This is a genomic window from Citrobacter sp. Cpo089 (genome assembly GCF_030332695.1).
GTDB classification, from domain to species: Bacteria; Pseudomonadota; Gammaproteobacteria; order Enterobacterales; family Enterobacteriaceae; genus Citrobacter; species Citrobacter portucalensis.
The window spans coordinates 1-23,284 of the sequence record NZ_JAOWHJ010000031.1 but is presented as its reverse complement, the minus strand read 5'-3'; the positions used below and the strand labels follow the sequence as shown (position 1 = coordinate 23,284).

Annotated in this window: 28 protein-coding genes; 14 read left to right on the top strand and 14 right to left on the bottom strand. The window is 52.1% G+C overall.

Going from position 1 to position 23,284, the window contains the following annotated elements:
- Window positions 1–175: 175 nt before the first annotated feature.
- The 3 genes from arcB (at window position 176) to mtgA (ending at window position 4,111) form a co-directional block, all read left to right on the top strand.
- Window positions 176–2,512: an aerobic respiration two-component sensor histidine kinase ArcB gene (gene arcB, locus OGX92_RS04630; RefSeq protein WP_286586281.1), complete on the top strand. Its 2,337-nt coding sequence runs from the start codon at window positions 176–178 to the stop codon at window positions 2,510–2,512.
- A 229-nt stretch (window positions 2,513–2,741) separates the two neighbouring features.
- Window positions 2,742–3,395 carry an isoprenoid biosynthesis glyoxalase ElbB gene (elbB, locus tag OGX92_RS04625; RefSeq protein WP_286586280.1) on the top strand — a complete coding sequence of 218 codons (654 nt, stop codon included), beginning with the start codon at window positions 2,742–2,744 and terminating at the stop codon, window positions 3,393–3,395.
- Window positions 3,392–4,111: a monofunctional biosynthetic peptidoglycan transglycosylase gene (mtgA, locus tag OGX92_RS04620; protein ID WP_003828772.1), complete on the top strand. Its 720-nt coding sequence runs from the start codon at window positions 3,392–3,394 to the stop codon at window positions 4,109–4,111. Before elbB ends, mtgA begins: the two co-directional genes overlap by 4 nt.
- Before the next feature lie 66 nt (window positions 4,112–4,177).
- Here mtgA and npr read toward each other — a convergent pair whose 3' ends face one another.
- From npr to OGX92_RS04565, 11 genes are all read right to left on the bottom strand, one after another.
- Window positions 4,178–4,450, bottom strand: coding sequence for a PTS phosphocarrier protein NPr (gene npr / locus OGX92_RS04615; RefSeq protein WP_003828770.1), 273 nt, complete (start codon window positions 4,448–4,450; stop codon window positions 4,178–4,180).
- The gene (rapZ, locus tag OGX92_RS04610; protein WP_003025085.1) at window positions 4,447–5,301 is read right to left on the bottom strand and encodes an RNase adapter RapZ; all 855 of its coding nucleotides are present in this window, start codon (window positions 5,299–5,301) and stop codon (window positions 4,447–4,449) included. The genes npr and rapZ overlap by 4 nt, the downstream gene beginning before the upstream one ends.
- Before the next feature lie 45 nt (window positions 5,302–5,346).
- Window positions 5,347–5,838 carry a PTS IIA-like nitrogen regulatory protein PtsN gene (gene ptsN, locus OGX92_RS04605; RefSeq protein WP_003025083.1) on the bottom strand — a complete coding sequence of 164 codons (492 nt, stop codon included), beginning with the start codon at window positions 5,836–5,838 and terminating at the stop codon, window positions 5,347–5,349.
- An 83-nt stretch (window positions 5,839–5,921) separates the two neighbouring features.
- Window positions 5,922–6,209 (bottom strand): ribosome hibernation promoting factor, encoded by a 288-nt coding sequence (gene hpf, locus OGX92_RS04600; protein ID WP_003025078.1) that lies wholly within the window; start codon window positions 6,207–6,209, stop codon window positions 5,922–5,924.
- A gap of 22 nt (window positions 6,210–6,231) precedes the next feature.
- Window positions 6,232–7,665 carry an RNA polymerase factor sigma-54 gene (gene rpoN, locus OGX92_RS04595; protein WP_286586284.1) on the bottom strand — a complete coding sequence of 478 codons (1,434 nt, stop codon included), beginning with the start codon at window positions 7,663–7,665 and terminating at the stop codon, window positions 6,232–6,234.
- 46 nt (window positions 7,666–7,711) lie between these two features.
- A complete protein-coding gene (gene lptB / locus OGX92_RS04590; RefSeq protein WP_003828761.1) occupies window positions 7,712–8,437 on the bottom strand; it encodes an LPS export ABC transporter ATP-binding protein in 726 nt (241 codons plus the stop codon).
- A gap of 6 nt (window positions 8,438–8,443) precedes the next feature.
- Window positions 8,444–8,992 carry a lipopolysaccharide ABC transporter substrate-binding protein LptA gene (gene lptA / locus OGX92_RS04585; RefSeq protein WP_003828759.1) on the bottom strand — a complete coding sequence of 183 codons (549 nt, stop codon included), beginning with the start codon at window positions 8,990–8,992 and terminating at the stop codon, window positions 8,444–8,446.
- Complete coding sequence (gene lptC / locus OGX92_RS04580) at window positions 8,961–9,536, bottom strand: LPS export ABC transporter periplasmic protein LptC (protein WP_003828757.1); 576 nt, start codon at window positions 9,534–9,536, stop codon at window positions 8,961–8,963. Before lptC ends, lptA begins: the two co-directional genes overlap by 32 nt.
- The gene (gene kdsC / locus OGX92_RS04575; protein ID WP_003828755.1) at window positions 9,533–10,099 is read right to left on the bottom strand and encodes a 3-deoxy-manno-octulosonate-8-phosphatase KdsC; all 567 of its coding nucleotides are present in this window, start codon (window positions 10,097–10,099) and stop codon (window positions 9,533–9,535) included. Before kdsC ends, lptC begins: the two co-directional genes overlap by 4 nt.
- Window positions 10,100–10,119: 20 nt before the next feature.
- On the bottom strand, window positions 10,120–11,106 hold the full coding sequence (kdsD, locus tag OGX92_RS04570; protein ID WP_003828753.1) for an arabinose-5-phosphate isomerase KdsD: 987 nt from the start codon (window positions 11,104–11,106) through the stop codon (window positions 10,120–10,122).
- A gap of 13 nt (window positions 11,107–11,119) precedes the next feature.
- Entirely contained in the window at window positions 11,120–12,097 is a 978-nt protein-coding gene (locus OGX92_RS04565) for a calcium/sodium antiporter (protein ID WP_286586279.1), read from the bottom strand.
- Window positions 12,098–12,312: 215 nt separating this feature from the next.
- On the opposite strand from OGX92_RS04565, the gene mlaF reads away from it, so the two are divergent.
- The 7 genes from mlaF (at window position 12,313) to murA (ending at window position 17,161) form a co-directional block, all read left to right on the top strand.
- A complete protein-coding gene (mlaF, locus tag OGX92_RS04560; RefSeq protein WP_003828749.1) occupies window positions 12,313–13,125 on the top strand; it encodes a phospholipid ABC transporter ATP-binding protein MlaF in 813 nt (270 codons plus the stop codon).
- Between the two features lie 7 nt (window positions 13,126–13,132).
- Entirely contained in the window at window positions 13,133–13,915 is a 783-nt protein-coding gene (gene mlaE / locus OGX92_RS04555) for a lipid asymmetry maintenance ABC transporter permease subunit MlaE (protein ID WP_003025053.1), read from the top strand.
- A 4-nt stretch (window positions 13,916–13,919) separates the two neighbouring features.
- Window positions 13,920–14,477, top strand: a complete 558-nt coding sequence (gene mlaD / locus OGX92_RS04550; protein ID WP_003828747.1) for an outer membrane lipid asymmetry maintenance protein MlaD — start codon at window positions 13,920–13,922, stop codon at window positions 14,475–14,477.
- Window positions 14,478–14,495: 18 nt separating this feature from the next.
- A complete protein-coding gene (gene mlaC / locus OGX92_RS04545; RefSeq protein WP_003025047.1) occupies window positions 14,496–15,131 on the top strand; it encodes a phospholipid-binding protein MlaC in 636 nt (211 codons plus the stop codon).
- Window positions 15,131–15,424 carry a lipid asymmetry maintenance protein MlaB gene (gene mlaB, locus OGX92_RS04540; protein WP_003828745.1) on the top strand — a complete coding sequence of 98 codons (294 nt, stop codon included), beginning with the start codon at window positions 15,131–15,133 and terminating at the stop codon, window positions 15,422–15,424. The genes mlaC and mlaB overlap by 1 nt, the downstream gene beginning before the upstream one ends.
- A gap of 169 nt (window positions 15,425–15,593) precedes the next feature.
- Complete coding sequence (ibaG, locus tag OGX92_RS04535) at window positions 15,594–15,848, top strand: BolA family iron metabolism protein IbaG (protein WP_003025040.1); 255 nt, start codon at window positions 15,594–15,596, stop codon at window positions 15,846–15,848.
- A gap of 53 nt (window positions 15,849–15,901) precedes the next feature.
- Window positions 15,902–17,161 carry a UDP-N-acetylglucosamine 1-carboxyvinyltransferase gene (murA, locus tag OGX92_RS04530; RefSeq protein ID WP_003828741.1) on the top strand — a complete coding sequence of 420 codons (1,260 nt, stop codon included), beginning with the start codon at window positions 15,902–15,904 and terminating at the stop codon, window positions 17,159–17,161.
- Between the two features lie 56 nt (window positions 17,162–17,217).
- On the opposite strand, the gene sfsB is transcribed toward murA, so the two are convergent.
- Both sfsB and ispB read right to left on the bottom strand, forming a co-directional pair.
- A complete protein-coding gene (gene sfsB / locus OGX92_RS04525) occupies window positions 17,218–17,502 on the bottom strand; it encodes a DNA-binding transcriptional regulator SfsB (RefSeq protein ID WP_003025035.1) in 285 nt (94 codons plus the stop codon).
- A 222-nt stretch (window positions 17,503–17,724) separates the two neighbouring features.
- On the bottom strand, window positions 17,725–18,696 hold the full coding sequence (gene ispB / locus OGX92_RS04520) for an octaprenyl diphosphate synthase (RefSeq protein ID WP_003025033.1): 972 nt from the start codon (window positions 18,694–18,696) through the stop codon (window positions 17,725–17,727).
- 258 nt (window positions 18,697–18,954) lie between these two features.
- Here ispB and rplU point away from each other — a divergent pair, with 258 nt between their 5' ends.
- The 4 genes from rplU (at window position 18,955) to cgtA (ending at window position 21,822) form a co-directional block, all read left to right on the top strand.
- Window positions 18,955–19,266: a 50S ribosomal protein L21 gene (rplU, locus tag OGX92_RS04515; RefSeq protein WP_003025032.1), complete on the top strand. Its 312-nt coding sequence runs from the start codon at window positions 18,955–18,957 to the stop codon at window positions 19,264–19,266.
- A gap of 19 nt (window positions 19,267–19,285) precedes the next feature.
- A complete protein-coding gene (gene rpmA, locus OGX92_RS04510) occupies window positions 19,286–19,543 on the top strand; it encodes a 50S ribosomal protein L27 (protein ID WP_003025030.1) in 258 nt (85 codons plus the stop codon).
- 125 nt (window positions 19,544–19,668) lie between these two features.
- Window positions 19,669–20,634, top strand: a complete 966-nt coding sequence (locus OGX92_RS04505) for a DMT family transporter (RefSeq protein ID WP_174328906.1) — start codon at window positions 19,669–19,671, stop codon at window positions 20,632–20,634.
- Between the two features lie 15 nt (window positions 20,635–20,649).
- A complete protein-coding gene (gene cgtA, locus OGX92_RS04500; protein ID WP_003828732.1) occupies window positions 20,650–21,822 on the top strand; it encodes an Obg family GTPase CgtA in 1,173 nt (390 codons plus the stop codon).
- A gap of 55 nt (window positions 21,823–21,877) precedes the next feature.
- On the opposite strand, the gene OGX92_RS04495 is transcribed toward cgtA, so the two are convergent.
- Window positions 21,878–23,235 (bottom strand): IS3 family transposase gene (locus tag OGX92_RS04495; RefSeq protein WP_174785198.1). Its coding sequence is split into 2 segments (ribosomal slippage): window positions 21,878–22,773 and window positions 22,773–23,235, totalling 1,359 coding nucleotides; the frame shifts between segments, so codons are not numbered across the junction.
- Between the last annotated feature and the right edge of the window lie 49 nt (window positions 23,236–23,284).

Sequence of the window (23,284 nt, the reverse complement as noted above, 5' to 3'; positions counted from 1 at the left end):
GCAAAGCCGACATCCGGCAATCTGCGCCTACTTACCTGATGGCGCTTTGCTTATCAGGCCTACGATGGCCTCTCCGCGGTCATTTCACCGATAACCTCCGCATTTCTTGCACAATCTTCAACGTCACGCTGAGAATTGAGTATTATTGTGCCAAGTTGTCGTGAAGGAACCCTCTATGAAGCAAATCCGTATGCTGGCGCAATATTACGTCGACCTGATGATGAAGTTAGGTCTGGTGCGCTTTTCGCTGCTGTTGGCGCTGGCTCTGGTCGTGTTGGCAATTGTGGTGCAGATGGCTGTCACCATGGTGCTGCATGGCCAGGTAGAAAGCATTGATGTCATCCGCTCTATCTTTTTTGGTCTGTTAATTACCCCCTGGGCCGTCTATTTCTTGTCCGTGGTGGTGGAGCAACTTGAGGAGTCCCGGCAGCGCCTGTCACGACTGGTACAAAAGCTGGAAGAGATGCGCGAGCGCGATCTCAAGCTCAATGTGCAGCTGAAAGATAATATTGCCCAGCTCAATCAGGAAATTGTTGAGCGTGAAAAAGCCGAAGCAGAGCGCCAGGAAACATTCGAGCAACTGAAGGTTGAAATCAAAGAGCGCGAAGAGGCGCAGATCCAGCTTGAGCAACAGTCTTCCTTTTTACGCTCTTTCCTTGATGCCTCGCCGGATCTGGTTTTTTATCGCAATGAAGATAAGGAGTTTTCCGGCTGTAACCGTGCCATGGAGCTGCTGACTGGCAAAAGCGAAAAGCAGCTGGTGAACTTAAAACCGGCTGACGTTTACTCTCCTGAAGCGGCTGAAAAGGTGATTGAGACCGACGAGAAGGTGTTCCGTCATAATGTTTCGCTCACCTACGAACAGTGGCTGGACTACCCGGATGGGCGCAAAGCCTGCTTTGAAATTCGCAAAGTGCCTTACTATGACCGCGTAGGTAAGCGACATGGTCTGATGGGCTTTGGACGCGATATTACCGAGCGTAAGCGTTATCAGGATGCGCTTGAGCGCGCCAGCCGCGATAAGACCACCTTTATTTCTACCATCAGCCACGAGCTGCGCACCCCGCTTAACGGCATTGTCGGCTTAAGCCGGATCCTGCTGGATACGGATCTAACAGCGGAGCAGGAAAAATACCTGAAAACAATCCACGTCTCTGCTGTGACGCTGGGGAATATATTCAACGATATTATCGACATGGATAAGATGGAGCGACGTAAAGTCCAGCTCGATAACCAGCCGATCGATTTCACCAGTTTTATGGCGGATCTGGAAAACCTCTCTGGCCTACAGGCGCAGCAAAAGGGTCTGCGTTTTGTGCTTGAGCCGACGTTACCCCTGCCGCATAAGGTCATTACCGACGGAACGCGTCTGCGTCAGATCCTGTGGAATCTGATCAGCAACGCCGTGAAGTTTACCCAGCAGGGGCAGGTGACCGTGCGGGCGCGCTATGACCAGGGGAATATGCTGCATTTCGAAGTTGAAGATTCCGGCATCGGCATTCCGCAGGATGAGCAGGATAAAATCTTCGCTATGTATTATCAGGTGAAGGACAGTAACGGCGGTAAACCGGCAACGGGGACAGGGATTGGTTTGGCCGTGTCGAAGCGTCTGGCGAAAAACATGGGCGGTGATATTACGGTTTCCAGCCAGGCAGGAAAAGGGTCTATCTTTACGCTGACCGTGCATGCCCCTGCGGTAGCGGAAGAGATTGAAGATGCTTTTGAAGACGATGAACTGCCGCTGCCAGCCCTGAATGTGCTGCTGGTGGAAGACATTGAGCTGAACGTTATTGTTGCGCGCTCCGTGCTGGAAAAATTAGGCAACAGCGTGGATGTCGCGATGACCGGGAAAGCCGCGCTGGAAATGTTTACGCCGGGTGAATATGACCTGGTGTTGTTGGATATTCAGCTACCGGATATGACCGGTCTGGATATCTCGCGGGAGCTCACGCAAAAATACGCCCGTGAAGATCTGCCACCGCTGGTCGCACTCACCGCCAACGTACTGAAAGATAAAAAAGAGTATCTGGACGCAGGCATGGACGACGTGCTGAGTAAGCCGCTGTCGGTTCCGGCGCTAACCGCCATGATCAAAAAATACTGGGATACCCGAAACGAAGAGGAGAGCACTGTGACATCTGAAGAAAGCAGTAAATCGCAAGCGCTGTTAGATATTCCTATGTTGGAACAATACCTCGAGCTGGTGGGACCGAAGTTAATTACCGACGGGCTGGCGGTGTTTGAGAAGATGATGCCGGGATATTTGAGCGTGCTGGAGTCCAACCTGACGGCACGGGATAAAAAAGGTGTTGTTGAGGAAGGCCATAAAATTAAAGGCGCAGCAGGTTCAGTGGGGCTGCGTCACCTGCAACAGCTAGGTCAGCAAATCCAGTCGCCGGATCTTCCTGCCTGGGAAGATAACGTTGCTGAATGGATTGAAGAGATGAAGCAGGAGTGGCAGCACGACGTGGCAGTATTAAAAGCCTGGGTGGCGTGCGTGGAAAAAAAATGACCCCGGCTTGACCGGGGTGCGCGAATACTGCGCCAACACCAGGGAAATCGTGGCTGCGCCGTAAATTATTATCATTGTTTACAAGGGCGCAGCCCTAATTTTCAGGCCGCACGCAGTTAAGATAGCAAATCTTAAATAATTTGTTACATGAATCAGTTAAATGTGTGAAGCGTAGCATTTAAATCATAATAACTAATATGTTTCAGCCAGTTGAGAAAGGAGTATCACGATGAAAAAAGTGGGTGTAGTGCTCAGCGGATGCGGCGTGTATGACGGTGCAGAGATCCATGAAACTGTTCTCACGCTTCTGGCCATTGCCCGCAACGGCGCTCAGGCTGTCTGTTTCGCACCAGATAAACAACAAGCGGATGTGATTAATCATCTGACCGGCGAGGCGATGCTGGAAACTCGCAATGTGCTGATTGAAGCCGCGCGCATCACACGTGGCGATATTCGCCCACTTGCGCAGGCAGTCTCATCGGAACTGGATGCGTTGATCGTGCCGGGTGGGTTTGGTGCGGCCAAAAATCTCAGCAATTTTGCCAGTCAGGGCAGCGAATGCCGGGTTGACAGCGATTTAGCCGCGCTGGCGGTGGCCATGCATCAGGTGGGTAAGCCGTTGGGATTTATGTGCATTGCGCCTGCCATGTTACCTAAAATTTTTGACTTCCCGCTGCGTCTGACCATCGGCACTGATATCGACACGGCAGAGGTGCTGGAAGAGATGGGCGCTGAGCATGTGCCTTGTCCGGTTGATGACATTGTCGTCGATGAAGACAACAAAATCGTCACCACGCCTGCCTATATGCTGGCGCAGGACATCGCTCAGGCTGCGAGTGGCATCGATAAACTGGTATCGCGTGTGTTGGTGCTGACTGAATGAGAAAAGGAGTAACCGCCTTTCTGCGACGTATTTTTCTGCGGGTGGTGGTTGTCCTCGCCGTATTCTGGGGCGGGGGTATCGCACTTTTCAGCGTGATGCCTGTGCCTTTCTCGGCGGTGATGGTCGAGCGACAGCTGGGCGCATGGCTGTCCGGTGATTTCGGCTATGTGGCGCACTCGGACTGGGTGAGTATGGATGAGATCTCACCGTGGATGGGACTGGCGGTGATTGCTGCGGAGGATCAGAAGTTTCCCGACCACTGGGGGTTTGACGTCACCGCCATAGAGAAAGCGCTGGCGCACAATGAACGCAATGAAAACCGCATTCGCGGGGCGTCGACGTTATCGCAACAGACGGCGAAAAACCTGTTTTTATGGGATGGACGCAGCTGGGTGCGTAAAGGTCTCGAAGCCGGGCTAACGCTGGGTATGGAAACCGTCTGGAGTAAGAAACGTATTCTGACCGTCTATTTGAATATCGCCGAGTTTGGCGATGGGATATTTGGCGTGGAGGCGGCGGCGCAACGGTATTTTCATAAACCGGCCAGTCGGTTGAGCCTGTCTGAAGCGGCCTTGCTGGCGGCAGTATTGCCCAATCCTTTGCGTTTTAAGGCGAATGCGCCTTCTGGTTATGTGCGTAACCGCCAGGCTTGGATTATGCGCCAAATGCGTCAGTTAGGTGGTGAGTCGTTTATGCGGGAAAATAAGCTGTATTAGCGTAGTTATTGCCGGATGCGGCGTAAACGCCTTATCCGGCCTACTGGCTACGTTCTGTGTACTCGATTAATCTTCATCAAACCCTGAATTAAACAGGGCAATCACTGCGGCCAGGGCTTCTACTTCCTGTGGTCCCGTGGCTTCGACTTCTATCTGACGCCCTTTGGCTGAATCCAGCATCAGCAGGGCGATAACGCTGTTGGCCTCGGCCTCCGTTCCTTCATCATTACGCAGCAAAACTTCTGCTTCGAAACCCTGCATCAATTCAAACAGTTTCATCGCTGGGCGGGCATGCATGCCCAGCTTATTGGTGATTTCAACGGTTTGCTTCACGGTCATGATTTACGTTTTTCCAGCGTACGATGGCGTGACTGCACGTTTTTACCGCGTGAGCGGAAGTAGTCTGCCAGCTGCTCTGCAATATACACCGAACGGTGTTTCCCGCCGGTACAGCCGATGGCTACGGTAAGGTAGCTACGGTTGTTGGTCTCCAGCATGGGTAACCATAGCTCAAGATAGCTGCGAGTCTGGTAGATAAAATTGTGTACTTCTGTGTGCCTGTCGAGGAATGCGGCGACGGGGCGGTCAAGACCGGTCATTGGGCGCAGCTTCGGATCCCAGTGTGGGTTAGGCAGGAAGCGCACGTCAAAGACGTAATCCGCATCAATCGGGATACCGTGTTTGAAACCAAAGGATTCGAATACCATCGTCAATTCACGTTCACGTTTACCCAGCAGTCGGGTACGTAACATTTCCGCCAGTTCGTGTACGGACATTTCGGAGGTATCAACGATCAAGTCAGCGCGAGAGCGCAGAGGCTCCAGCAAATCGCTTTCCTTATCGATAGCGCTTTCCAGAGACAAGTTCTTGCTGGAGAGCGGGTGTAAACGGCGCGTGTCGCTGTAGCGACGAATCAGCGTGTTACGGTCTGCATCAAGGAACAGCAGCTGTGGTGAGAAACCCTCGGGCAGATTATTCATTGCCTGCTCGAAAATTTCCGGGGACTCAGGCATGTTGCGCACATCAATGCTGACGGCCGCAGAAATCTGGCGATCGGCCAGTGTACGAGCCAGATCGGGCAACAGCACTACGGGAAGGTTATCCACGCAGTAAAAACCCATATCTTCCAGCGCACGCAGGGCGACAGATTTACCTGACCCTGAACGGCCGCTGACGATCATCAGTACCATGTACTGTTTCTCCTCACAACGACAAAAAAGGATGCCATTGGGTTGTTATGCTTCATCCTGTCCACCTTCGGTGTCCGTGATGATTTGATACAACTCCTGGTCACTCTGCGCGGCGCGCAGACGACGACAGATGGTTTTATCTGCCAGACGTTTTGCGACCAGTGACAACGTATGCAAATGCGTCTTGGTTTGGTCTGCCGGGACCAGCAGGGCGAAAAGCAGATCGACAGGTTGATTATCAATGGCGTCGAAGGCGATGGGTGTTTCGAGTTGAACAAACACACCAACCGCGCGCATCGTGTCTTCTTCCAGCTTTCCGTGCGGGATAGCAATACCATTACCGATGCCGGTACTGCCCATTTTTTCACGCGTCAGAATGGCTTCAAATACCACCTGAGAAGGCAAGCTAAGCTGTTTTGCCGCAAGTTCGCTGATGATTTCCAGTGCGCGTTTCTTGCTTTGGCAGTGAACGCCTGCGCGTGTACATTCCTGGTTAAGAACAGTGCTCAGTTGTAGAGTCGTATCGTTATTTGTCATAATTTCACCTAAGCGCTAACTGTACAAATGGCCCGTTGTGCTACACAACAGGCCGTCCTGCACCCGCTAACTGCCCGGACAAGTTAGTGCTGTTTCAGTTTATCTTTATGTTTTGTTAACTGCCGAGCCAGTTTATCAATTAAACCGTCAATGGCGGCGTACATATCCTGACCTTCCGCGCTGGCATGAATTTCGCCACCGTTCACATGCAGTGTTGCATCCGAGATATGTGTAACCTTCTCCACTTTCAACACAATATAGACCTGATTAATCCGGTCGAAATATTGTTCGAGCTTGGCAAATTTTGTATTCACAAAATCGCGCAGGGCTTCGGTGATTTCGACGTTGTTTCCAGTGATGTTGAGCTGCATAGTGTCTTCCTTATCGGTTGGGTCACACCAGCTGTTTGCGCTGGTTAGACGGCGGAATGGATAAAGACTCTCGGTACTTCGCAACGGTGCGGCGTGCCACCATGATACCCTGTGCTGACAGCATAGAGGTTAACTTGCTGTCACTCAGCGGTTTCGCGGGGTTTTCCGCAGCAATTAATTTCTTCACCAGCGCACGGATAGCTGTGGATGAGGCTTCACCTCCGCCTTCAGTGTTAACGTGACTGGAAAAGAAATACTTCAATTCAAAAATGCCGCGCGGACTGTGCAGATACTTTTGCGTGGTCACACGGGAAATGGTCGATTCGTGCATCTCGACGGCCTGGGCGATATCCGCCAGTACCATCGGTTTCATATACTCTTCGCCTTGTTCAAAGAAAGCTTGCTGCTGCTCAACGATGCAGCGGCTGACGCGCAGCAACGTATCATTGCGGCTTTCCAGGCTTTTAATCAGCCACTTCGCATCTTGCAGATTGCTACGAATAAACTGGCTGTCGGCATCGTTGCGCGCGCTATTGCACATCGCGGCGTAGTGCTGGTTAATCTGTAAGCGCGGAATGCTGTCGCCGTTGAGTTCGACCACCCAGCGATCGTTATGCTTACGCACCAGCACATCCGGAATGACGTACTCCGGCTCGCCAGTCTGGATCGACTGCCCTGGGCGGGGATCAAGCGACTGGATGAGGTTGACGGCTTCTTTCAGCACGTCTTCTTTCAGTCGGGTCACGCGCATCAGCGTGCGGAAGTCATGGTTGGCTAACAGATCGAGATGATCGCTGATGATCAGGCGCGCTTCATCCAGCCACGGTGTGGCTTTATCAAACTGCGAAAGTTGGATCAGTAAGCAGTCACGGAGATCTTTGGCGGCCACGCCAACGGGATCAAAGCGCTGAACGCGTTTAAGCACGGCTTCGATTTCGTCCATACCGACGTCGTCATCGCCCATGCTTTCGAGAATATCGTCCAGGGTCACGGTGAGATAACCGGTTTCGTCTACCGCATCCACAATGGATGTCGCAATGGCGCGATCGGTATCCGAGAACGGGGTCAGTTCCACTTGCCACATCAGGTAATCCTGTAGTGATTGCGTGGTCTCACCCTGATAGACAGGCAGTTCGTCGTCGATGTAATCTCCGCTGGTGCCCGAAGGCGTCCCGGCGGTGTAAATTTCATCCCAACTGGCGTCAAGCGGCAACTCCTCAGGCATCTCTTTTTGTTCGAGTGCATCTGCGGTGTCGAGGGTTTCGCTGTCCTGTTTTTCCTGGGTATCAATTTCGTCGTGAAGATCGGTTTGCTCGAGCAGTGGGTTACTTTCCAGCGCTTGCTGAAGTTCTTGCTGAAGTTCCAGCGTGGACAACTGCAACAGACGGATAGCCTGTTGTAGCTGAGGCGTCATCGCCAGTTGTTGGCTAAGCCTGAGTTGCAAACCTTGCTTCATGTTCAGAGTTGTTTTCTCCTGCAGTGACGTGAAGTCTTCTACCCTATCAGAGTCTGAAGTCTTCCCCAAGGTATACGCGCTTAACGTGCTCATCCTGCAGTATTTCTGTTGGCGTGCCGTGCGCGATCAGGTGTCCCTGACTTACGATATAGGCGCGCTCACACACTGCCAGCGTTTCGCGGACGTTGTGGTCGGTAATCAGCACGCCAAGGCCGCTGTCGCGCAGGTGTTCGATGATCCGTTTGATATCAATAACGGAAATTGGGTCAACACCGGCAAACGGTTCATCCAGCAGGATAAATTTCGGATTGGCGGCCAGTGCGCGAGCGATCTCCACGCGGCGTCGTTCACCACCGGAGAGCGACTGACCTAAGCTGTCGCGCAGGTGCTCGATGTGGAATTCTTCCATCAGCTCGTTAGCGCGATCTTCCCGCTGCTCGCTGGTCAGATCGTCACGAATTTGCAGCACCGCCATCAGGTTATCAAACACGCTCAGGCGACGGAAAATCGATGCTTCCTGCGGTAAGTAGCCGATGCCGCGACGCGCGCGCGCATGCAGAGGCAGCAGACTGATGTCTTCGTCATCAATGATAATGTTACCCGCATCGCGCGGGACAATGCCGACTACCATGTAAAAGGTTGTTGTCTTGCCTGCACCGTTAGGACCGAGCAGACCGACGATCTCCCCGGAGTTGACGGTCAGACTGACATCTTCAACCACACGACGGCCTTTATAGGCTTTTGCAAGGTTCTTTGCAGTTAATGTTGCCATAACGAATCAGTTACCTTTTTTCTCTGCCGGAGCCTTGTTTTTGTCCTGCAACTGCGACGGAACCAGAACGGTGGTGACGCGTTTGCCTTTATCGCTGAAGGCCTGCATTTTCTGCTCTTTTACCAGATAAGTGATCTTATCGCCCGTGATGTTGCTATCGAGCTGTTCCAGATACGCCTTGCCGGTGAGAACGACAAAGTCTTTCGCCAGTTCATAGTGCATCTGAGAGGCGTGGCCTTTAACCGGTTTACCGTTGTCCTGCATCTGGTAAAACGTTGCTGGATTGCCATAGCCATCAATCACTTCTTTGCCGTCTTCACCGCCAGGACGGGTCACGACGACTTTATCGGCGTTAATTTTGATGGTGCCCTGAGTCACAATCACGTTGCCAGTAAACGTCACCACGTTGCCCTGCATATCCAGGGACTGCTGGTCCGATTCAATGTGAATCGGCTGCTCGGTATCGCCGGTGACGGCAAATGCCGGAATGCTGGCGGCCAGAAGTGAGCTGGCAAGTACAAGATTAAGGCTGAGTTTGTTTGTTTTGGATTTCATATGAGGTTCTAACCTTTTCAATCAGCTCGGCGTTCTTGCTGCGTAAGTTGCCGCGCATCTTCAGTCCGCTGGAGTTAAATGTTGTGCCATACAACGTCACCAGATCATCGGAAGTGACGTCTTGTGTCACCAGGTTAATCTGCGCGTTATCGGTCGTAATTCTGCGTAGTTGAGAGTCAGGCACCAGGGCGTTAACCTCAACATGGCCGTACAGATACAGCATCCGATCGTTGGTCAATTTGGCTTTATCGGCCTTGATCGTCCAGGTCGGTACTTTATCCTTATCAAACGTGGTTAATACCGGTTGAGTAAACCACGAAACCGCTTGTTCCGAATAATATTCAACGTGTTGTGCGATCAAGTGATAGCTCAGCGCGCCTTCCGGACTATACACGACGGTATCAGTATGTTCGCTCTTATAGGTTGGCTCGTTGTTATTGACGACGACCTGAGCGGTGTCATCTTTGTCTGCCAGATTAATACCAATCATCACAAGGACAGCCAGCGACAGTAGAATGATAACCCAACGTCTGGTTTTGCTCATATCGATTGCCCTTTGGCCTCGTCCAGTTTGCCCTGCGCCAGGAGTAATAAATCGCAGACTTCACGCACAGCGCCACGTCCCCCATCAATGCGGGTGACATAATCAGCTCGCGGGATCAGCAAAGGGTGGGCATCTGCCACCGCGACGCTTAATCCCACTTTAGCCATCACCGGCCAGTCGATCAGGTCATCGCCAACATAGGCGACATTCTCCGGCGCGATCGCCAGTTTGCTAAGGAGATCGCCAAAGGCAACCAGTTTGTCTGACTGCCCCTGATACAGGTGGGTGATCCCCAAAGTGGTACAGCGATCTTCTACAAGTTTAGCCTTTCGTCCGGTAATAATGGCAACCTCAATACCGGAAGTGAGCGCACAGCGAATTCCGTAACCATCACGGACGTTAAAAGCCTTCAGCTCTTCACCGTTGTTGCCCATATAAATCAGACCATCAGACAGTACGCCATCCACATCCAGGATCAGCAAACGGATGTTTTCTGCCCGGGTGATAACGTCTGCGCTGACGGGTCCATAACAGGTCGCAAGCGACGCACCTGCTTTACTCATTTTCGTTATCCTTGAGTTTCTTACACTACACCTGCACGCAGCAGATCATGCATATGTAACACACCGAGTAACTGGTCGCCATCAGCAACCATTACCGAGGTGATATGGCGGGACTGCATTAAGTTCAGGGCATCGACGGCAAGAATGCCCGGACGCACGCGAATGCCTCCAGGGGTCATCACATCGGCAATGCCTAACTGGCGTACATCAACGCCCATATCGAAGACTCGACGTAAATCGCCATCGGTGAAAATACCGTCAATCTTCATGGCATCATCGCAAATGACGGTCATGCCGAGATTTTTACGCGTGATCTCAAGTAAGGCGTCACGCAGGCTGGCGTTTTTGGTCACATGCGGGATCTCGTCGCCCGTATGCATAATATCGTTAACGCGCAGTAAAAGCTTACGGCCCAGTGCGCCACCGGGATGAGACAACGCAAAATCTTCCGCGGTAAAGCCGCGCGCTTTTAATAACGCCACCGCCAGGGCATCGCCCATCACCAATGTTGCTGTCGTACTGCTGGTCGGCGCCAGGCCTAACGGACAAGCTTCCTTGGGCACTTTAACACACAGATGCACATCTGCCGCACGCGCCATACTGCTTTCAGGACGACCGGTCATGCAGATAAGCGGTACATGAAGACGTTTTAATACCGGGATCAGCGCCGCTATCTCATTGGATTCACCGGAGTTAGAGATGGCGATGACCACATCCTGCGGCGAGACCATACCCAGATCGCCATGTGCGGCTTCGCCTGGATGTACAAAAAATGAGGGGGTGCCGGTGCTGGCAAATGTGGCTGCCATTTTCCGCCCGATATGGCCAGATTTCCCCATTCCCATCACCACCACTTTGCCCGGGCAGCTGAATATTTTCTCGCATGCGAGGGTAAAATTTTGGTTGATGTACTGATCAAGCTCCGCCAGGCCTTCACGTTCAATTGCCAGGACTTCCTTGCCTGCTTTCTGAAAGTCAAAACCCGGTTGCAACTCTAAGTGCGACATAATGCGTTTCCAGTTATCCAACGAGAAGTGGCGATAACCAATACAGCATCGCCAGCCATATGATAAAACCGCCGGTCAGCAGCGCACCTGCGCCGCGACCAATCTGGCGCGGACGTCGCCAGCAGAGTAGTGCAAAAATCACGCTCACCAGCAGCATGACGCTATAGTCACGGGTGAAGGCCATTGGATTGACTTCATCCGGCGTAATCAGCGCCGGTAGCCCGAGGACGATAACGATATTAAAAATGTTTGCGCCGATAATGTTACCGACGGCAATATCGTTTTCACCTTTACGCAGACCCGCAATCGCTGTTGCCAGCTCCGGCAGGCTGGTACCAATGGCGACCACTGTTAGCCCGATAGTAAGTTCGCTCATGGCGAAATAGTTCGCCAGCACGGTAGCGTTATCCACCACCATACGTGTTGCCATTGGCATAATAATCAGCGCAATGCCCAGCCACAAAAACGCGACAGGTAACCCGCCTTCACGCGGTAGCTCAGCTATCTGCTCACGTGTCAGGCTGTCATTGCCTTGTCGCTCGGCCAGACGGGCGATTTTAACAATGAATAGCAGCCATAGCACGGCCAGAAGCAGAAGAAAGAAACCGTCGCTGCGGCTTAACTGTCCGTCATACAGGACGGATGCAGCTAAAATACTTACCAGCAACATTAGCGGTAATTCACGACGCAGAACATCAGAATGCACGGTAAAAGGATGAATCAGCGCCGACAGGCCTAAAATAAGCAGAATGTTGGTGATGTTAGAACCTATGGCGGTCCCGACAGCCAGATCGAGTTGCCCATTCATCGATGCGGCAACGGAGACAATTATCTCGGGTAACGACGTACCCATGCTGACCACGGTCATTCCGATGATAATGGGAGGAATACCGAAATTTCGACATAAAATGGATGCGGCAAATACCAGACGGTCGGCACCGTAGACCACCAGAAGTAAACCAATTATTAACAGCGCCGTCGCTAAAAGCATCTAAAGTCCTTTCTTCAGGTATACTCGCCGGTCCACTTGAAGGATCTTCTGGAAGCCGTAACGAAGTCTTAATTTTGACTTTATGCGGCTAAAAAGTAAAACAAATGCCAGCTTTCGCTAACCAGGACAGGCAATAATCTGTAAATATGTTGGGTTCAGGGCTAAATTGAGCGCCAAACTCTTCGATCAACGAGGCAATAGTAAAGGATGAATCAATGGGGCAGTCTGTGGCGAATCTAGTCGATATGCGCGATGTCAGCTTTTCCCGGGGTGACCGCTGCATCTTTGATAATATTTCCCTGACGGTACCGCGCGGTAAGGTGACGGCGATCATGGGGCCATCAGGCATCGGCAAAACGACGCTGTTGCGTCTGATTGGCGGACAGATCCCCCCGGATAAGGGCGAGATCCTGTTTGACGGTGAGAACGTCCCGGCCATGTCCCGTTCGCGTTTATTTACCGTGCGTAAGCGCATGAGTATGCTGTTTCAGTCTGGTGCGCTATTTACCGACATGAATGTTTTTGACAACGTCGCGTACCCTCTGCGCGAGCATACGACGTTGCCAGCGCCGTTGCTGAAGAGCACGGTGATGATGAAGCTCGAGGCCGTCGGCCTGCGGGGTGCGGCCAAATTAATGCCTTCTGAATTATCCGGTGGGATGGCGCGTCGCGCCGCGTTAGCACGTGCTATCGCGCTGGAGCCAGACCTCATCATGTTTGATGAGCCGTTCGTCGGCCAGGATCCCATCACCATGGGCGTTCTGGTGAAGCTAATTTCAGAACTGAACAGCGCGCTGGGCGTCACCTGTGTGGTGGTATCCCATGATGTGCCTGAGGTACTGAGTATTGCGGATTACGCCTATATAATGGCGGATAAAAAAATAGTGGCCTACGGTAGTGCTCAGGCGCTACAAGAAAATGCCGATCCGCGCGTACGCCAGTTCCTTGACGGCATTGCCGATGGACCGGTTCCGTTCCGTTACCCGGCGGGCGACTACCACATCGATTTACTCAAAACAGGGAGTTAAGCCACCCATGTTGTTAAATGCGCTGGCATCACTCGGACATCGGGGAATAAAAACCCTCAGGACGTTCGGGCGAGCCGGATTAATGTTGTTCAATGCGGTTGTCGGCAAGCCGGAGTTTCGCAAACATGCGCCGCTGCTGATACGCCAGCTCTATAATGTCGGTGTCTTATCGATGCTGATCATTATTGTTTCTGGCGTGTTCATCGGTATGGTGCTGGGGTTGCAGGGATACCTGGTGCTGACGACTTACAGCGCGGAAACCAGCCTCGGTATGCTGGTGGCACTGTCATTGTTACGTGAGCTGGGACCGGTTGTTGCGGCGCTGCTGTTTGCCGGGCGGGCCGGGTCGGCCTTAACCGCAGAAATTGGCCTGATGCGGGCGACCGAACAGCTTTCCAGTCTGGAAATGATGGCCGTCGATCCACTGCGCCGGGTGATTTCCCCACGTTTTTGGGCCGGTGTTATTTCATTGCCGCTGCTGACGATTATTTTTGTCGCAGTCGGGATCTGGGGTGGTTCACTGGTTGGCGTAAGCTGGAAGGGTATTGATGCGGGCTTTTTCTGGTCGGCTATGCAAAATGCCGTCGACTGGCGTCTGGACCTGGTCAACTGTCTGATTAAGAGCGTGGTGTTCGCCATTACGGTCACATGGATTGCATTGTTCAATGGTTATGATGCGATCCCGACCTCTGCCGGGATTAGCCGGGCAACGACACGCACCGTTGTGCACGCCTCTCTTGCCGTTCTGGGGCTGGATTTTGTGCTGACCGCACTGATGTTTGGGAATTGAGTTCATGCAAACGAAAAAAAATGAAATTTGGGTCGGGTTATTCTTGCTGGTTGCGCTGTTGGCAGCGCTGTTTGTGTGCCTGAAGGCAGCGAACGTCACCTCAATGCGTACTGAGCCGACTTACACGATTTATGCGACCTTTGATAATATCGGCGGCCTGAGAGAGCGTTCTCCGGTGCGGATTGGCGGGGTGGTAGTTGGACGCGTATCGGACATCTCGTTAGATCCGAAAACGTACCTGCCGCGCGTGACGCTGGAAATCGAATCGCGTTTTAACCATATTCCTGACACCAGTTCTCTGAGCATCCGTACTTCCGGTCTGCTGGGCGAACAGTATCTGGCATTGAACGTGGGTTTTGAAGATCCTGAGCTGGGAACGTCTATCCTCAAAGATGGCGGTACGATTCAGGACACGAAATCCGCGATGGTGCTGGAAGATATGATTGGTCAGTTCCTTTACAACAGCAACAGTAAAGGTGATGACAATAAGAATTCTGGCGATGCGCCAGCCGCAACTGACGGCAATAATGAAGCCACTACGCCTGCGGGCGCAACGAAATAATCTCAGGAGAATCGACGTATGTTTAAACGATTGATGATGGTGGCTATGCTGGTGATTGCTCCACTTAGCGCGGCAACCGCAGCAGACCAGACTAACCCGTACAAACTGATGGATGAGGCGGCGCAGAAGACCTTTGACCGTCTGAAAAACGAGCAACCAAAAATCCGTTCCAACCCCGATTACCTGCGTCAGGTCGTCGATCAGGAACTGCTGCCTTATGTGCAGGTTAAGTATGCCGGTGCGCTGGTGCTGGGCCGTTACTACAAAGATGCGACTCCTGCCCAACGTGAAGCCTATTTTGCCGCATTCCGTGAATATCTGAAGCAGGCTTACGGCCAGGCACTGGCGATGTACCACGGCCAGACCTATCAGATTGCCCCTGAACAACCGCTGGGTGATGCGACTATCGTACCTATCCGCGTAACCATCATCGATCCAAACGGTCGTCCTCCGGTACGTCTGGATTTCCAGTGGCGTAAAAACTCCCAGACCGGTAACTGGCAGGCGTATGACATGATCGCCGAAGGCGTAAGTATGATCACCACCAAACAAAATGAGTGGAGCGACCTGCTGCGTACCAAAGGTATTGATGGCCTGACGGCGCAGCTGAAATCTATTTCTCAGCAGAAAATCACGCTGGAAGAGAAAAAATAATGGCGCAGTCACTCACCTGGACGCGCGAAGGCGACAAGCTGGTGCTGGTGGGAGAGCTGGATCAGGACGTGTTAAATCCCTTATGGGATGCGCGAATTGAGGCGATGAAAGGGGTATCCTGCATCGACCTGAACCAGGTATCCCGGGTAGATACCGGCGGTTTGGCGTTACTGTTGCATCTGATTAATCAAGGCAAGCAGCAGGGAAATAGCGTTTCGCTCACTGGCGTTAACGATAAAGTGTACACGCTGGCGCAGCTTTACAATCTGCCTGACGACGTCCTTCCGCGTTAATTTTTCCAGGCCGGATAAGGTCTTGTGCCGCTATCCGGCAAAACCCCTGAGGGGGATCTGCCACTAAAGCCTTGTCTGATTTATCAGCGAGGCTTTTTGCTTATTTATGACAGCGCCACTTTGCTCTAAGATGTTGGGCTGTTTTCACTATCTGACGAATGAAGAGCCCATGGAAAATAATGAAATTCAGAGCGTGCTGATGAATGCACTCTCCCTCCAGGAAGTCCACGTTTCTGGCGACGGCAGTCACTTTCAGGTTATTGCCGTGGGTGAGATGTTTGAAGGCATGAGCCGGGTCAAGAAGCAGCAATCGGTCTATGGCCCGTTGATGGAGTACATTGCGGACAACCGCATTCATGCCGTGTCGATTAAGGCGTTTACCCCAGCGGAATGGGCGCGCGATCGCAAACTTAACGGTTTTTGAGCTACGGGTGATGTGCCGGTAGCGAAGATAAATTCTTAACAGAGAACAGAATAATGGATAAATTTCGTGTTCAGGGGCCAACCAAGCTCCAGGGCGAAGTCACAATTTCAGGCGCTAAAAATGCCGCACTGCCGATCCTGTTTGCGGCGCTGCTGGCTGAAGAACCTGTAGAGATCCAAAACGTCCCGAAACTGAAGGACGTTGACACCTCGATGAAGCTGCTGAGCCAGCTGGGTGCGAAAGTTGAGCGTAATGGTTCCGTGCACATTGATGCGCGTGATGTGAACGTCTTCTGTGCGCCGTACGATCTGGTGAAAACCATGCGTGCATCCATCTGGGCGCTCGGGCCGCTGGTTGCCCGCTTTGGTCAGGGCCAGGTATCACTGCCGGGCGGCTGCACCATCGGTGCACGTCCGGTTGACCTGCACATTACCGGCCTGGAGCAGTTAGGCGCGACTATTAAGCTGGAAGAAGGCTATGTGAAGGCGTCCGTTGATGGCCGTCTGAAAGGCGCGCATATCGTCATGGACAAAGTGAGCGTCGGTGCGACGGTCACCATTATGTGCGCAGCAACGCTTGCCGAAGGCACCACCGTCATCGAAAACGCCGCGCGCGAGCCGGAGATTGTGGATACCGCGAACTTCCTGATTGCGCTGGGCGCGAAGATCACGGGTCAGGGCACCGACCGTATTACCATCGAAGGCGTTGAGCGTCTCGGCGGTGGTGTTTATCGCGTTCTGCCAGATCGTATCGAAACCGGTACCTTCCTGGTGGCGGCGGCAATTTCTCGCGGCAAAATTATCTGCCGTAATGCACAGCCGGACACGCTGGATGCCGTTCTGGCGAAGCTGCGTGATGCAGGTGCGGATATTGAAGTGGGTGATGACTGGATAAGCCTCGATATGCACGGTAAACGTCCGAAAGCGGTCAATGTGCGTACTGCACCGCATCCGGCGTTCCCTACCGACATGCAGGCCCAGTTCACGTTGCTGAACCTGGTAGCTGAAGGGACCGGCTTCATCACGGAAACCGTGTTTGAGAACCGCTTTATGCACGTGCCTGAGCTGAGCCGTATGGGTGCTCACGCAGAAATCGAAAGCAATACCGTGATTTGCCACGGCGTGGAAACGCTCTCTGGCGCACAGGTTATGGCGACCGATCTGCGCGCATCTGCAAGCCTGGTGCTGGCAGGCTGTATTGCTGAAGGTACGACGGTAGTCGACCGTATTTATCACATCGATCGCGGCTATGAGCGCATCGAAGATAAACTGCGTGCGCTGGGCGCAAACATTGAGCGCGTGAAAGGCGAGTAATCGTCAACGTCTCTTGTAACCCCCAGTTCAGTTGGCCGGGGGTTACAGCTCAATGTTCATTCCGGATTCTTTTTCTCTCTGCGACTCCTCATCATTCGCGTTCTGTCGATGAACTCATGCGTTTTGGCATCGTGATAGCGTGACGGCCAAATCACCCAGGGGTCAGTTCCCAGTGCCCGGGCGATAATCAACTCACCTTTTGGCCATGGTCTCGTTAACGCATTGGCCAGCGTTGATGAACTCAATCCATTTTTACGTGATTCAGCGGCCATTGAGGTCCCTTTCTTGCGCAGTCCGGCGATGATGTCGGCCGGATGCCAGTCAATCAGTTTGCTTTCCATAAATTCATCTCTCCTTTGGTTAACGACTTACGGTTCCACGATCGGTTGTGCCGACACTATAACGCTCAAAGAACGAATGTTCTAAAATGTTCATGTAAAGTGTGTGCATATTCAGAATATGCCAAGGCTGTGTATGTTTTTTTTGGAGCGGAGGAAATGTTTACTAGAACTTATAAGAAAATCCCGTGCAGGGCACGGGATGAGAGAGGATGCAGTAGGGAATTAACGGTCGCGCTGTACGGCGATATGTGCCAGACCAATCAGCGCTTCTCTCCACGGTGTATCAGGCAGCACCTGCAGCGCAGCGATAGCCTTATCAGCCTCTTCTTCTGCCCGCTGACGGGTCCATTCCAGAGAACCACATGCGTTCATCGCTTCCAGAACCGGCTCCAGAAGGTGACGACCATTACCTTGCTCAATGGCCTGGCGGATCATTTGCGCTTGTTCTGGGGTACCATGGCGCATGGCATGCAGCAGCGGCAGCGTTGGTTTACCCTCGTTGAGGTCATCGCCGACGTTTTTACCCAGTTGCTCGCCATCTGCGCTGTAATCCAGCAAATCGTCAATTAACTGGAAAGCGGTACCGAGATAACGGCCATAATCCTGCAACCCTTTTTCTTGTTCTTCGCTACAGCCAGCCAGAATACCTGAACATTGGGCTGCCGCTTCAAACAAACGCGCGGTCTTACTGTAGATGACGCGCATATAGTTTTCTTCGGTGATGTCCGGGTCGTTGACGTTCATCAACTGCAAGACTTCACCTTCGGCGATGACGTTGACTGCTTTCGACATGACTTCCAGCACTTTCAACGAGCCAAGGCTGGTCATCATCTGAAATGCGCGGGTATAGATAAAATCGCCAACCAGCACGCTGGCCGCATTACCAAACGCCGCATTTGCCGTAGCTTTCCCACGGCGCATGTCTGACTCATCCACAACATCGTCGTGCAGCAGGGTCGCGGTGTGGATAAACTCGATGAGGGCCGCGATCGTAACGTGCGCATTTTCCTGGTAACCAACGGCCCGCGCTGCGAGGACGGCGATCATTGGGCGAATGCGTTTTCCGCCGCCGCTAACGATGTAGTACCCCAGTTGATTGATCAACTGAACGTCGGAATTGAGCTGTTCAAGGATTGTCGCATTGACCCCCGCCATATCTTGCGCGGTTAACTCATTGATTTTTTCTAAATTCATCGCAAAAGCCGGGCTTCTCGCCCCGATTACCTTACTGTGTGGGAAGGTAACGTCGGGTTTAGGGTTATAAATATATGCTGATTGTACTGAAAAAACGCCGTAGATAAACGTTACCGTACGTGTTGTGTTTTTTTTCTTCATGTATTGACGGTAGCACTTGTCAAAGGCTCGCGTTTTGCGTAATATTCGCGCCCTATTGTGAATATTTATAGCGCACTCTGAATCATCAAAAAGGTGTGCGCGGAAGCGGAGTTTTTTATGTACGCGGTTTTCCAAAGTGGTGGTAAACAACACCGAGTAAGCGAAGGTCAGACCGTTCGCCTGGAAAAGCTGGACATCGCAACTGGCGAATCTGTTGAATTCGCAGAAGTTCTGATGATCGCAAACGGTGAAGAAGTCAAAATCGGCGTTCCTTTCGTTGATGGCGGCGTTATCAAAGCTGAAGTCGTTGCTCACGGTCGTGGCGAGAAAGTTAAAATTGTTAAGTTTCGTCGTCGTAAACACTACCGTAAGCAGCAGGGCCATCGTCAGTGGTTCACTGATGTGAAAATCACTGGCATCAGCGCTTAAGTTAAGGGGAGCAGATTAAATGGCACATAAAAAGGCTGGCGGCTCGACTCGTAACGGTCGCGATTCAGAAGCTAAACGTCTGGGCGTAAAACGCTTCGGCGGTGAAACAGTTCTGGCTGGTAGCATCATCGTTCGTCAACGTGGTACTAAATTCCACGCTGGCTCCAACGTTGGTTGCGGCAAAGACCACACTCTGTTTGCTAAAGCAGACGGTAAAGTGAAATTTGAAGTGAAAGGCCCGAAAAACCGTAAATTCATCAGCATCGTTGCTGAATAAGTTTTTCGCGTCCCGGTAACGGATAAAAGCCCCGCAACACGTTGCGGGGCTTTTTACATTCGACGGCCGGTAAATACGCTCGTCGCGCCGACAACCCGGAAACGAGCCCTTGCAGGGAATACGGCATGAAGCAGCAGGCAGGCATTGGTATTCTGTTAGCACTCACAACGGCAGTATGTTGGGGCGCTTTGCCAATAGCAATGAAGCAAGTGCTGGAGGTGATGGAGCCTCCTACCGTGGTATTCTACCGTTTTTTAATGGCAAGCGTTGGCCTTGGCGCTATTCTTGCGGTTAAAAAAAAGCTCCCTCCGCTGCGTATTTTTCGCAAAGCGCGCTGGCTGGTGTTGCTGGCTATCGCAACCGGTGGGCTGTTCGGTAACTTCATTCTGTTTAGTTCATCCTTGCAGTATTTGAGCCCAACGGCTTCGCAGGTTATCGGCCAGCTGTCACCGGTTGGTATGATGATCGCCAGCGTCTTTATCCTGAAAGAAAAGATGCGCGGCACGCAGGTTATTGGCGCCATTATGCTTCTGAGCGGCCTGGTTCTGTTTTTTAATACCAGTCTGATCGAAATTTTTACCCGACTCACCGATTACACCTGGGGCGTTATCTTTGGTGTCGGTGCGGCGATGGTCTGGGTGAGCTATGGGGTCGCACAAAAGGTGTTATTGCGCCGCCTGGCATCACCGCAGATCCTGTTTTTACTGTACACTTTATGTACGATGGCGTTGTTGCCGCTGGCTAAACCCGGTGTCATCACGCAACTCAGCGACTGGCAGCTGGCATGCCTGGTATTCTGCGGCCTGAATACGCTGGTAGGATACGGCGCTCTCGCGGAAGCGATGGCGCGTTGGCAGGCGGCTCAGGTGAGCGCTATTATCACGCTCACACCGCTGTTTACGTTGTTATTTTCAGATTTATTATCACTGGCCTGGCCCGATTTCTTCGCCAGACCGATGCTAAACCTATTAGGTTATCTCGGTGCGTTTATCGTGGTTGCGGGCGCGATGTATTCCGCCATTGGTCATCGAATTTGGGGCGGTTTACGTAAGCATGAAACGGTGGTTTCGCAACCCCGATCAGGCGAATGATTTACGGAGAGTAAAATGAAGTTTGTTGATGAAGCATCGATTCTGGTCGTTGCAGGTGATGGCGGTAATGGTTGCGTCAGCTTCCGCCGCGAAAAGTACATCCCAAAAGGCGGTCCGGACGGTGGTGATGGTGGTGACGGTGGTGACGTTTGGCTGGAAGCCGACGAAAACCTGAACACGCTGATCGATTACCGTTTTGAAAAATCATTCCGTGCGGAACGTGGTCAGAATGGCGCGAGCCGTGATTGCACCGGTAAGCGTGGCAAAGACGTTACGATTAAAGTACCTGTTGGTACGCGTGTTATCGATCAGGGCACGGGCGAAACCATGGGCGACATGACCAAACACGGTCAGCGTCTGATGGTCGCTAAAGGTGGCTGGCACGGTCTGGGCAACACCCGTTTCAAATCCTCGGTTAACCGTACTCCGCGTCAGAAAACAATGGGTACGCCGGGTGATAAGCGCGATCTGATGCTGGAGCTGATGCTGCTGGCGGACGTGGGTATGCTGGGCATGCCAAACGCCGGGAAATCGACGTTTATCCGTGCGGTGTCCGCGGCGAAGCCGAAAGTCGCTGATTATCCGTTTACCACCCTGGTGCCGAGCCTGGGCGTGGTTCGTATGGACAACGAAAAGAGCTTCGTGGTTGCCGACATTCCGGGACTGATTGAAGGCGCGGCTGAAGGCGCAGGCCTGGGTATCCGCTTCCTGAAACACCTGGAACGTTGCCGTGTACTGCTTCACCTCATCGATATCGATCCGATTGATGGCTCTGATCCAGTTGAAAACGCCCGTATCATTATTGGCGAACTGGAAAAATACAGTCAGGATTTGGCATCTAAACCGCGCTGGTTAGTGTTCAACAAAATTGATTTGATGGACAAGGCTGAAGCGGAAGAGAAAGCGAAAGCGATCGCCGAAGCGTTGGGTTGGGAAGGTAAATATTACCTGATCTCTGCCGCCAGCCAGCTGGGCGTGAAAGATCTCTGCTGGGATGTGATGACCTTTATCATTGAGAACCCGATTGTTCAGGCTGAAGAAGCGAAACAGCCAGAGAAAGTTGAGTTCATGTGGGATGATTATCACCGCCAGCAGCTCGCTGAAGTCGAAGACGAAGCGGAAGATGACTGGGATGACGATTGGGACGAAGACGACGAAGAAGGCGTTGAGTTCATCTACAAGCGTTAATCGCATTAAAAACCCCGGCCATGTGAACTGACCCCATAATGTTGGACAGTTTATTTTAAGCGGTTATCTGGGCCTGGGTTCGGTACTCTACCGGACTCAGGCCTTTCAGTTTCTGTTTTATTCTTTCATGGTTGTAATAGTGGATGTAGTCATCGATAGCCATGCGCAACTCGCTGATATTCTTGTGTTCCGTGAGGTAAAAACACTCAGATTTCAGTGTGCCGAAGAAGCTCTCCATCACTGCATTGTCATGACAGTTTCCCTTTCTTGACATGCTCTGTTTTAGACCCGCCTCCTTTAGCCGGTTCTGATAATGCGCCATCTGATATTGCCAGCCCTGATCTGAGTGGAGCAGCGGGTATTCGTTTTTGCCCAGTACAGATATAGCCTTCGACAGCATGTTATCCACCATCGACAGAAGAGGACGGGACTCCATCTGATACGCTACTATTTCTCCGTTATACAGATCCAGAACCGGGGACAGATACAGCTTTTCTCCGCTTATTTTAAATTCCGTGACATCTGTTACCCACTTCTGGTTGGGTTTATCCACACTGAACTGCCGGTTCAGTACATTACCCGCAACTTTCCCATGCCGGCCTTTGTAAGAGTTATATTTCTTCCTTCTGATACAACAGGTTAAATCTAACACCTTCATTAACCTCTGAACCGTTTTATGGTTCAGTAAGCTTCCTTCCCGGCGGCCAGCCAGCGTGATTCGCCTGTATCCATACCGTCCTTTATGTTTATGGAACAGCGTTAAAATATGCTGCTTATCATCGGCATATTTGTCTGGTTTTTTACCGTTGGCCAGTTGCCAGTAGAACGTGCTTCTTGCCAGTCCTGCAGCTTTTAACAAGCGTGCAAGAGGGAACTTCAGCCTTAACTCATTCACGACCTGCGCTTTATCCCGCGTCCTGACGTGCTTCTTTCCCTGAGTAAGGCCTGCAGCTTTTTTAGATATGCCACTTCAGCACGCAGTTGTTCAAGTTCCTCACGTTCATCCGGAGCAAGGGGGGTCTGCAAAGGAGGGACGGGGTGATTCTCAGGGCGTTCTGGCATCGTTTTTTTCCTGCGTCGACTGTCTGTAAGGGCTTCTAATCCCCCTTCATCATACAGTCGTTCCCACTGACTAACAGTGGAAAAGGCAGGGATAGTGAATTTTGCACAGACTTCGCGAACAGACAGCTGGTGTTCACGCATATGCAGGATAACGGACTCTTTAAAAGCAGGAGAATAGGTGAAATGCCGGGTTGTAAGCCCGGCTTCGCCATGGAGCTTCCAGGCGGCAGACCATTTACGAACGGCACTGTGATCGATACCAAAACGTTTTGCAGTCGCCTCCTGTCCTTCCAGCCCGGAAAGATAGTGCTGCACAACCTCAAGCTTGAAGCTGAGAGAATACTTGCTCATAAAAAACTGCACCTTACTTCGTTGGGTGTCCAACTTTTTGGGTGCAGTT